We start from the raw sequence: 9,187 nt of genomic DNA, 5'->3' as shown, positions 1-9,187 counted from the left end.
CGTGCTCGCGCACCATCCGGACAGCACGCTCGCGTAGCTCAGCCGGGTACGGCTTCCTGTTTGTGGTCTTTCCCATAAGCTCCAGTCTCCCAGACGTTGGAGCCTCCGGAAAGCTCGGGGCGGTTCACCGGCCTGGATCGTACCGGTCTTGGCGTCGAGAGGACGGATCGTGAGGTTGTGGCTGAACCCCCGACGTTCTCGAACGCGATCGTGACAGTCCCGCCGGGCGTAGCCTCCACCTTCACCGGGATGAACGCGAGTTACTTGCCCTTCACGCGCATCCCGGGCCCGTGCGCCGGCACGGCCAAGAGGCCGAGCAAGAGCACCAGGGGAATGCCGCGAGCTGGGATTATCCGTATCGTCATGACCATCACCTGTGTGTGCCTGTGCGTCTCGATCCGGCGAGCTCTCATGGCATTGGTTCCCCGCCGAAGCGCTCCAGCGCGCTCGCCGCGCTGATCAGCGCCAAGTGGGTGAACGCCTGTGGAAAGTTGCCCAGGTGGCAGCCGTCGATGCCGAGTTCTTCGGCGAACAGCCCGAGGTGGTTGGCGTAGCTCAGCATCTTGTCGAACAGCAGGTGCGCCTCGTCCACGCGCCCGGCCCTGGCCAGGCACTCGACGTACCAGAAGGAGCACATCGTGAAGTGTCCTTCCTGGCTGCCGTCCAGCCCTTCGGGTTCGGTGTCGTCGTAACGGTGCAGCAAGGCATCGTTCGCCAGACGCCATCCGATCACGTCCAGCGTGCTCAGCCACTTCGGATCGACCGGCGAAATGAAACGCACCAACGGCATCATCAGCGCGGCCGCGTCCACCGTCTTCGAGCCGGCCGACTGGACGAACGCGCCAAGCCGCGGATCCCAGAACTCGCAAAAAATGCTTTCGTAGATCTCGTCACGGACGGCGCGCCAGCGGTCTACCGGTGCCGGCAGCGATTCCCGGGTCGCCAAGCGCAGACCGCGATCCAGGGCGACCCAGCACATCAGCCGGGAATGGAGGAACGCCCGCGGGCCGCCGCGAACCTCCCAAATCCCGGCGTCCGAGCGCTGCCAGTTCGCCGCCACGTGCTCGACCGCGCGCTGGACGTTGACCCAGGTGTCGTGTGGGACCGGATGCACGTGCTTGTCGGCTAAGTAGAGGGCGTCGAGGAGTTCACCGTAGATGTCCAGCTGCAACTGCGCGTGCGCGGCGTTCCCAACGCGAACAGGCCGGCTCCCGCGGTAGCCCTCAAGGTGGGTCAGCTCGGTCTCATTGGGCTCGCCCCGGCCGTCGAGTGTGTAAAGCACGTCGAGCGTGCCGCAGTGGCCGCAATCGCGGAAGCGTCCCTGGATCCAGTCCATGTAGGCGTGCGCCTCGTCGGTGAAGCCGAGGCGGAGAAACGCGTAGACCGAAAAGGCGGAATCACGGATCCAGCAGTAGCGGTAGTCCCAGTTGCGGCCACCGCCGATCGCCTCGGGCAGGCCGAACGTGCCGGCCGCGGCGATGGCGCCGTGTCGGCGGGAGGTCAGGAGCTTCAACACGAGCGCCGACCGGCGCACGGACTCCTGCCACCGGCCACGGTAGACGATCTGCCCCAGCCAGGCGCGCCAGAAAGCGGTAGTTCCGTCGCGCTCGCCCGCCAACGCATGCGGGTCGCAGGGCACGGGCGGCTCGACGGCCGCGTCGGTCAGCAGGAACGCCGCCTGTTCGCCGGCGCGCAGGGTCATGCGCGAAGTGGCGGCACCGTCGCCGGCCTCCATCGGCACGCTGGCGTGCAACTGCAGCCGCTGGTGGCTCCCGCCCGCCGCCTCGAAGCGAATGTGCGTGGAACCGACCTGTGCGGCCACGGTTCGAGCGCGGGCGTAGTCCAAGGCCGGTTGGCAGGTCATCTCGACCGGCACTTCGCCCGTCACCGCCCGCACCAGGCGGACGATCGCCGGGGCGGGCCAAGCGCCGGTACATGGCATGAAGTCGGTGACTTCCAGAATGCCCCGCCCGGACAGGAATCGGGTCAGCAGGACGTTAGTGTCGGGCAGATAGATTTGGGTGCTGCGCCCTGGCGTGAAGCCGGGCGCGATGCGGAACTGGCCGCCGCGGGTGTCGTCCAGCAGGCCCGCGAACACGCAGGGCCCGTCCAGCCTGGGATAACAGCAGTAATCGATCGTGCCGTCGCAAGCGACCAGGGCCAGCGTATCCAGATCGCCGATCACCCCGTGATCCTCGATCGGAGGATAGCTCATGGCGCCTCCGTGCTGCCGTCGTTCACCGCAAGTCTAGCGATCGACCCAGCGCCACAGGGATCAACTCTGTTCAAACATCTTGTGAGACCCGTTCGACAGACCCGGTCCGGTTGTCACCGGCAGTCAGGATCCGTCGAAACCGGGAACAGGCCGGGCTTTGCCCGTGACCGCCGCTGCGGGGATCACCGCGTAGCACGAGTTCGCCATGAGCCGGATCGCGTGCGCCCAAGACAGGTCGCGCTAGGAGAACACCGGTGCGTTCGTGACGACACCGATGGCCAGCGCCAAGGTGAATGCGATCCAGAAGAAGGCGACCGTTTCGCTCGAGATGGTGCAACCTCCGGGGCCGAGAGCACCGCGCGTCAGCTTCCGTTCTCGACTCCCGCAATGTCATACACTGCTGCGGCTGCGCTGTGCGTGAGCTCACAGTTCGCGCCAACGTAAGCCGGATCGTGCGATCGGACAGGCCCAGCCCGTTCGCCGGCGTCTTCACCGCGTCAGGCCTTGGCAGTTACATCGGCCACAAGACGGCGCCGGGACGGCCCTCGGCAACGAAGGACCTGACCGCCGCATCTCGGAAACCCCGGCGTGGAGGCGCCCTCCCGAAAATCCCGTCGGCTCAGACGAGGCCGTCCGGCTTGGATGGCGTCGTTGCTGTGCTTGATCGCGGCTGCGCTTGCCGACCGGCCTCCCGGGGCCGGTCGGGCTCGCCCGGCCCCAATCTTCGGCTCCCGTCGGGGTCAAGCCGGGCCGGTCGGGACCCCGGCCGGAGCGTCGGATCGTTGGCCCAGTACATGGGGCCAACACGGAGGTCTCCCACGAGGTTTCGCCCGGGACGCCGGATCAGCGCCTTCATGATGCGCCTCCTGTGTTTTGCCTGGGTCTTGGCGTCACGCCAACGCTGTTCTGCGTCCCACCAGCGTTCATGTCTCACGTGCGGTGGCGACCCCACGCTGTGGTGTGCCCGCTGTCACAGGCTGCTTCCGCGGTGCGCCGCGGTTGCCCTGCGCCGCGTTCGCGAAGAGAACTCAAGGAGACCTGGCAATCGCTCACGCCAACCGATCAAATCTCTTCAAAACCCCTGTGAGACCGGTTTCGAAAACCGGTGCGCCGAGACGGTCGCCTACCCACATCCCACGACCAAGAGCCGTTACCCAAGCAGGTTCCGACGAACGGAAAGGAGGTCCACCATGACCCTCGATCAGCCGAGAGACTTCGCTAAAGCCGTCGGCGTCGGTGCGATCGTCGCCGTGCTGACGGGTGCCGTTACTGCGCCGCTGTTCAAAACCGGCATCGCACCGATGCCGCAGGCGCCTAGCCAGGCGTTCGCGGAGACGCTGCTCGGGCCCGTCGCGGATCCGGTCGGCCTAATATTTCACCTGCTGTACGTGACGGCTGTAACGACCCTGATTCTTGCCTTCGTAGGTCCGCGGCCGAGCAAGTGGGCGATCGCGGGAGCCAGCGCCGCGCTGTGGGCGATCGCAGTCGTGGTGTTCTTCCCGATCGTCGGCTGGGGCATCTTCGGGGCCGCGGTGACGCCGAAGATCGCGGTCGCCGCGCTCGGTCCCCACGTGCTCTACGGCGTCCTGTTCTGGGCGGCCGACCGCCTGCTGTTCCGTGCACCGGGCAGCACCGATTGCACGTTCGGCCGGGCGTAAGCGAAGCCCGGCGCGAACCGACACCGCGGGCTCAAAGCCGAACCGCAAGGGAGGTGCGGTTATGAAGGTCGCCGATGCGATGAACGAGCACGTGCCGCACATCGAGACCGGCACGAAAGTGACGGAGGCCGCGCGCAAGCTGGCGCGCACCGGCGTTGCGGATCTGGCCGTCGTCGATGGTCACGGGCGCTTCCTGGGGGTGCTGTCCGAGGGCGACCTGCTGCGCGCGGTCCTCCCCGCGTTCAGTGACCTGATAGATCGGGATTCGCTGGGAAAGGGTTATGATCTCTTCGAGGAAGCCCGGGCGCGGGTCAGCGACCAGCCGATCGAGATTTACCTGATCGCCAATCCGATCACGGTGGCCCGAACGACGACATCACGCGTGCCGCCGGCATCATGGCCGCGCGTATGATCAGGCAACTTCCGGTGGTCCGCGACGACAAGCTGGTTGGCACGATCGCCCGGGCCGACATCTGCGCGGCCTCCCTGACCCGCGTCACCGCAGCGACCGCTTGATCGCTGCCGGTGAGCGGGATCAAGTCCACTCGCCGGGACGATGGTCCAGGGGCGTGATGTTCGCCGCCAAACCGCAGATCCGCATCAACCCGGAACCTGGAACGCGTTTTTTTCGCCGGGCGAGCGGATCGAGGTCGGATCGGACGGCTTAAAACCGGCCGGCAGGAGTCCGATCTGGCCGGCTAATTGCGACGCAGGCTGACTTCAAGGAGACAGAGTTCGACGTGCCGTTGAACGACGTCAAAGGGCAGGTGAAGGCCGTTCTGGCCGGATTGATCACAGCGCTCGGTACGGCTTTGGTCATCATTCCCCTGTTTGTGTTCGATCTGATCATGATGCCGGAGCCGCCAAGCCAGGCGTTCGCCGAGACCCTGCTGGGCCCGGTTAATCCTTATGTCGGGTTTCTGTTCCACGTCGGATACGTCACCCTCGTGTCCAGCGGCTTTCTGGTCGCTGTGGGCAGGCGTCCCCCGGTATGGGCGATCGCGGTCTTTTGCATGGGGCTTTGGATCTTCGCGATGATCAGCTTCTTCCCGATCATCGGCTGGGGGGTGGCCGGGGCGACCGTGCGCTCAAGCGTGGCCCTCGGGGCGATCGGCCCGCACGTGGTTTTCGGTGCGATCCTGTGGGCTTGCTCCCGGACCATCTTCCGCGAGGACGAAGCGAGAGCGGCGGGTGACATTGTGAGCTAAACCGCCGCCTGGCTCCCGGTTTTGGGCGCATGCAGACTGGTTGGACGGATCGCGTGGGCGGAGATCCGAGGCCGCTCTTGCGGGCTCTTGCGGGCGTTGCCGCCAAACCTGCCTGACCTCAGGGCGCCGACGATTTCAGCCGTCGTCGCTAGTCCGGAAGCGTAGGTGCGCGATGTCCACCGGGAACAAGCAGCTCCATATCCACTCGAAGCCGATCCGGAGTTTGCGCCAGCCGGTGGGGATCTGGGCCAGGTAAACCAAGCGCCAGAGCAACCAAGCGGACCGACCGGCGAGCCGGAGCCGACCGACTTGCGCGACGGCGTTCTGGTCCCCGATGGTGGCCATGAACCCCTTGGAACGGTACGCCACGGGCTGCGTCGGCGCGCCCACAATGTCTCGCAGGATGTTGTCGGCCAGCTGCCCACCGGCCTGGTTCGCCGCTTGCGCCGTCGGTGGCAGCGGTTCGCCGTCGCCATCGTTGGGCACGGCCGCGCAGTCGCCAAGGGCCCACAGCCCGGGCCGATCGGGGACGCTCAGATCCGCGTGCGTCGTGACGCGTTTACCTTCCATGGGCAGGTTCGCTGTCCGCATAAGCGGCTGCGCCGACGTGCCGATGGTGGCGACCTTCGTCATCGCGGCGATGCTGGTGCCGTCGTCCAACGCGATGGCGTCCGCGTTAATTTCGGCCGCCTGTGCTTCGGTGCGAATCGCGATCCCTGACTTGGCCATCCGGCGTGCAGCCACGGCGGCGAGATTCTCCGGAACTTCCGGTAAAATGCGCGGACCGTCGTGGATGACGTGCACCCGCAATGCGTCACGCGGAACGTTGGCGTAGTACCGTCGCGCCGCGCGGACGAGGTCGTTGATCTGACCGGCCAGCTCGATGCCGCTGAAGCCCCCGCCGATCACCGCGAACCTGGCCCGCGGGTCGTCCTGCAACGGGCCGCCGTCGCGTTCGATCGCCTCCAGTTGTCCGATCACGGCGTTACGGATCGCGAGCGCATCCCCCACCGTCTTGAGGGCGTAGGAGTGCTCCGCCATCCCGGGCAGAAGGGCGCGGTGGGCGGCCAGGCCGCAGGCGAGGACGAGATGCGCGCCCGCTACCGTCTGCCCGTGCTCCAGGGTCAGCGTCCGCCGCTCCGCGTCGAGCGCGCGTACCCGACCGGTCACGATCCGGGTCTTCGGCAGCAGCTGGCGCAGCGGCACGACGGCGTGGCCGGGCAACATGGAGGCACCGACCGCCTCGGGCAGCAAGGGCGTGAAGACCTGGGCGTTGTCGGCGTTGACCAGAGTAACCTGCCAGCCCTCGGGCAGGCGGCGTTCCAGTCGCCGACACGCCGCCACGCCGGCGAACCCACCGCCAAGCACAACAACAGTCCGGTCCTGCTCCGTCCGGGATAGCTCCGAGGTCGTCATGGAATGCGGCATTTGAGCGGCAGCATGCGATTATGGGTACGTGGGCGTCAGGTTTTCAGGCCATGTGCCAGCCGTGGCTGACGACGACGCTCTGGCCGGTCAGGGCCTTCGACCGGAACCCCGCCAGATCGACGGCGACCTCCGCGACATCGGCGGTGGTCGTAAACTCGCCGTCCACCGTGTCCTTGAGCATGACATCCCGCACCACGGCATCCTCGCTGATCCCAAGTTCGGCCGCCTGCTCCGGGATCTGCTTGTCGACCAGCGGCGTGCGCACGAAGCCGGGACAGATGGTGTTCGTGCGCACGCCGTGCTTGGCGCCCTCCACGGCGACGGTGCGGCAGAGCCCGAGCAGCCCGTGCTTGGCCGAGACGTACGGGCCCTTGAACGGCGAGGCGACTTTGGAGTGGACCGAGCCGATGTAGAGCAGACACCCGTCGCCCTGCTTGTACATCCGAGGCAAGGCATGCCGGGTCAGCAGGAACGCCCCGTCGAGATGGATCGCCAGGACCTTGCGCCAGCTCTCGAAGTCCAGGTCATCCAGGCTCTCGATGTGCTGGACGCCCGCGTTCGAGACGGCGATGTCGAGGTTGCCGAATTCGCGTGCGACCTGCCCGACACCGTCACAAACGACATCAGGGTCGGTCACGTCCATCGCGAGCGCGATCGCAGCGCCGCCGTCGCTCTGAACCTGCTCGGCAGCCTGGACCGCCCGGTCGCCGTCGATGTCGGCGATCGCCACGCGCGCGCCTTCACGGGCGAACCGGGCGGCGATGTCGTAGCCGATACCACCGGCCGCGCCGGTCACCAGCGCGGTTTTACCGTCCAGCCGCATGATTCCTCCCTCTGATCAGATCTCGAAGTCGATGGTCGATTGCCGGCCCAGCTTGTCGGCCGTCTGGTCCAGCCAGTGCGCGGCGGAGGCCCGGCCGAGGTCGCGCAGATGGGCGAGGAACGCGAACTCCGGGTTGAACTTCGAGGAAGCGCCGTAGTCCAGCATCGCGCTCGCCGGCGGGATGCGGTGCAGAAAGATCCGCTTGTGCTTGCCGGCGTCGAGTTCGCCCTTGTCCACGAGGTCGGTGACGAATGAGATCGCCCGCAGTTCGCGCAGCAGCGAGGAGTTGAACGAGATCTCGTTCATCCGGTTGGCGATCTCGTGCGGCGTGGTCGGCACGTGCTCGCGTTCGATCGGGTTGATCTGCACGATCACCACGTCCGGGCAGTCACTCTCGTAGATCAGCGGAAAGATCGCCGGGTTGCCCATGAACCCGCCGTCCCAGTACGCCTCGCCGTCAATCTCCACGGCCTGGTAAACCTGCGGCAGCGCCGCGGACGCCATGACCGTGTCCGGCGTCAGCTCCGTGCGGTCGAACACCCGGATCCGTCCGGTGCGGACGTTGGTCGCCGAGACGAACAACTGCAGCTGATCGCAGGCGCGCACCCGGTCGAAGTCGATCTGATCGGCCAGGATGTCCCGGATCGGGTTCATGCCCATGGGATTGAACTGATAGGGCGACAGCGTCCGTCTCGCGGCATCGAGCGCCCAGTACGCCGGCGACATGTCCAGGTTCCAGCTGCCGGTCATCAGTTCGACCGGCCCGCGCAGCCACGGACCCAAGCCGGCCATCTCGGAAATACCGGTCCAGAAGGCTTCCAGGCGCTCGCGCGCCGCCTCGCGGCCGCCCTGCGTCAGGCCGTCGGCGACGGCCGCCGCGTTCATGGCGCCGGCGCTCGTGCCGCTGATGGCGGCGATCCGAACCCGGCCGTCTTCCAGGATCCGGTCGAGCACGCCCCAGGTGAAGGCGCCGTGCGCGCCGCCGCCTTGCAAGGCCAGGTTGATCGGTGTCTTGGACGCCACGATGTGCCCCCTCGGCTGTTTCCAGGCTCGGCAATACAGGCCACGCCTGTGACGAGAAACAGGGTTTCACCCGGTTTTGATGGACCGCGAGGACGCGTGCGTGGCCGGAGCTCGCCAGCTGCGGGGTCAGAAGGTGTCGGCGGTCAACGGCTGAAGCGCGTCGTGTTTTTCGTTGCGCAGAGCCTGGATCACCTGACGGACCCGGGTGCGCAGCACGGGGTCCATCCGCACGGCCTCGGCGATCGCCCGATAGCGAGCCGGGTCGAGACGCGGGGTCGCCTCGATGATGCGGTGGATGCGCGCCCTCATCGCGCGGTTTCGCGAACCGGACGCGTCAGACGCGGCGTGCTCGCGACGCTGCCGGATCACCCGATCGATCTGCACGGCGGCGATGACGAAACTGCGCAAGTCCGCCCGGCTGTAGGTCCGCGTCCGGGCTTCACTGGCCGTAGCGTCAGTGCTGACGCTGACGATGGGGGTATCAGCTGGCTCGGGCGCCGCATCCCCCCGCGGCGCCGGGAGCGCGATCAAGCCGGCCAACACCACGGCACTCAGCATCAGCGATGGGCAAGAGATCCGTTTCATGGCGGTACCTCCTGGATGGTTGTGGAACCGTCTTGGCTTCCACCACTCAGAGTGCCGTCCGCGGAGATATCCCGTTATGCGGGCGATCACAGTTCACGCGGCTTTGATGCGCGCGTGTTCGCCGGCGAGGCGCCGGCTGTCTCAGCCGGGCAGCCAGACCCGGAACCGCGTGCCGGTCGCGCCGGTGTCGACCAGGCTCAGCTGGCCCCCGTTCAGGGTCGCCATCTCCTCGGCGATCTGCAGCCCG

At 67.0% G+C, this 9,187-nt stretch carries 9 protein-coding genes and 1 pseudogene; 4 read left to right on the top strand and 6 right to left on the bottom strand.

What is annotated here, in order from left to right; genetic code table 11:
- Nucleotides 1-409: 409 nt before the first annotated feature.
- Together CKO28_RS25385 and CKO28_RS29010 are read right to left on the bottom strand one after the other, a co-directional pair.
- Nucleotides 410-1,702 carry a glycoside hydrolase family 15 protein gene (locus CKO28_RS25385; protein WP_274611088.1) on the bottom strand — a complete coding sequence of 431 codons (1,293 nt, stop codon included), beginning with the start codon at nucleotides 1,700-1,702 and terminating at the stop codon, nucleotides 410-412.
- Nucleotides 1,703-1,831: 129 nt separating this feature from the next.
- Nucleotides 1,832-2,224 (bottom strand): annotated as a pseudogene (locus CKO28_RS29010) (trehalase-like domain-containing protein); the annotation flags it as partial.
- Nucleotides 2,225-3,405: 1,181 nt separating this feature from the next.
- Here CKO28_RS29010 and CKO28_RS25380 point away from each other — a divergent pair.
- The 4 genes from CKO28_RS25380 to CKO28_RS25365 all read left to right on the top strand — a co-directional run bounded on the left by CKO28_RS25380 (nucleotide 3,406) and on the right by CKO28_RS25365 (nucleotide 5,081).
- Nucleotides 3,406-3,873 (top strand): hypothetical protein, encoded by a 468-nt coding sequence (locus CKO28_RS25380; RefSeq protein ID WP_200343849.1) that lies wholly within the window; start codon nucleotides 3,406-3,408, stop codon nucleotides 3,871-3,873.
- Nucleotides 3,874-3,934: 61 nt separating this feature from the next.
- Nucleotides 3,935-4,285: a CBS domain-containing protein gene (locus CKO28_RS25375; protein WP_200343847.1), complete on the top strand. Its 351-nt coding sequence runs from the start codon at nucleotides 3,935-3,937 to the stop codon at nucleotides 4,283-4,285.
- On the top strand, nucleotides 4,282-4,389 hold the full coding sequence (locus CKO28_RS25370) for a hypothetical protein (protein WP_242480814.1): 108 nt from the start codon (nucleotides 4,282-4,284) through the stop codon (nucleotides 4,387-4,389). The genes CKO28_RS25375 and CKO28_RS25370 overlap by 4 nt, the downstream gene beginning before the upstream one ends.
- Before the next feature lie 224 nt (nucleotides 4,390-4,613).
- Entirely contained in the window at nucleotides 4,614-5,081 is a 468-nt protein-coding gene (locus tag CKO28_RS25365) for a hypothetical protein (protein WP_200343843.1), read from the top strand.
- A 135-nt stretch (nucleotides 5,082-5,216) separates the two neighbouring features.
- Here the strand turns inward: CKO28_RS25365 and CKO28_RS25360 are convergent, their stop codons facing one another.
- The 4 genes from CKO28_RS25360 to CKO28_RS25345 form a co-directional block, all read right to left on the bottom strand.
- On the bottom strand, nucleotides 5,217-6,497 hold the full coding sequence (locus tag CKO28_RS25360; protein ID WP_200343842.1) for an NAD(P)/FAD-dependent oxidoreductase: 1,281 nt from the start codon (nucleotides 6,495-6,497) through the stop codon (nucleotides 5,217-5,219).
- 55 nt (nucleotides 6,498-6,552) lie between these two features.
- The gene (locus CKO28_RS25355; RefSeq protein WP_207168931.1) at nucleotides 6,553-7,332 is read right to left on the bottom strand and encodes a 3-hydroxybutyrate dehydrogenase; all 780 of its coding nucleotides are present in this window, start codon (nucleotides 7,330-7,332) and stop codon (nucleotides 6,553-6,555) included.
- Between the two features lie 15 nt (nucleotides 7,333-7,347).
- The gene (locus CKO28_RS25350) at nucleotides 7,348-8,355 is read right to left on the bottom strand and encodes a patatin-like phospholipase family protein (protein ID WP_338050244.1); all 1,008 of its coding nucleotides are present in this window, start codon (nucleotides 8,353-8,355) and stop codon (nucleotides 7,348-7,350) included.
- A gap of 126 nt (nucleotides 8,356-8,481) precedes the next feature.
- Complete coding sequence (locus CKO28_RS25345) at nucleotides 8,482-8,940, bottom strand: DUF4168 domain-containing protein (RefSeq protein ID WP_200343840.1); 459 nt, start codon at nucleotides 8,938-8,940, stop codon at nucleotides 8,482-8,484.
- Nucleotides 8,941-9,187: the final 247 nt, after the last annotated feature.

This window comes from Rhodovibrio sodomensis, assembly GCF_016583645.1.
In the GTDB taxonomy this organism is placed as follows: Bacteria; Pseudomonadota; Alphaproteobacteria; order Kiloniellales; family Rhodovibrionaceae; genus Rhodovibrio; species Rhodovibrio sodomensis.
This window is presented reverse-complemented; position numbering and strand designations above follow the sequence as displayed.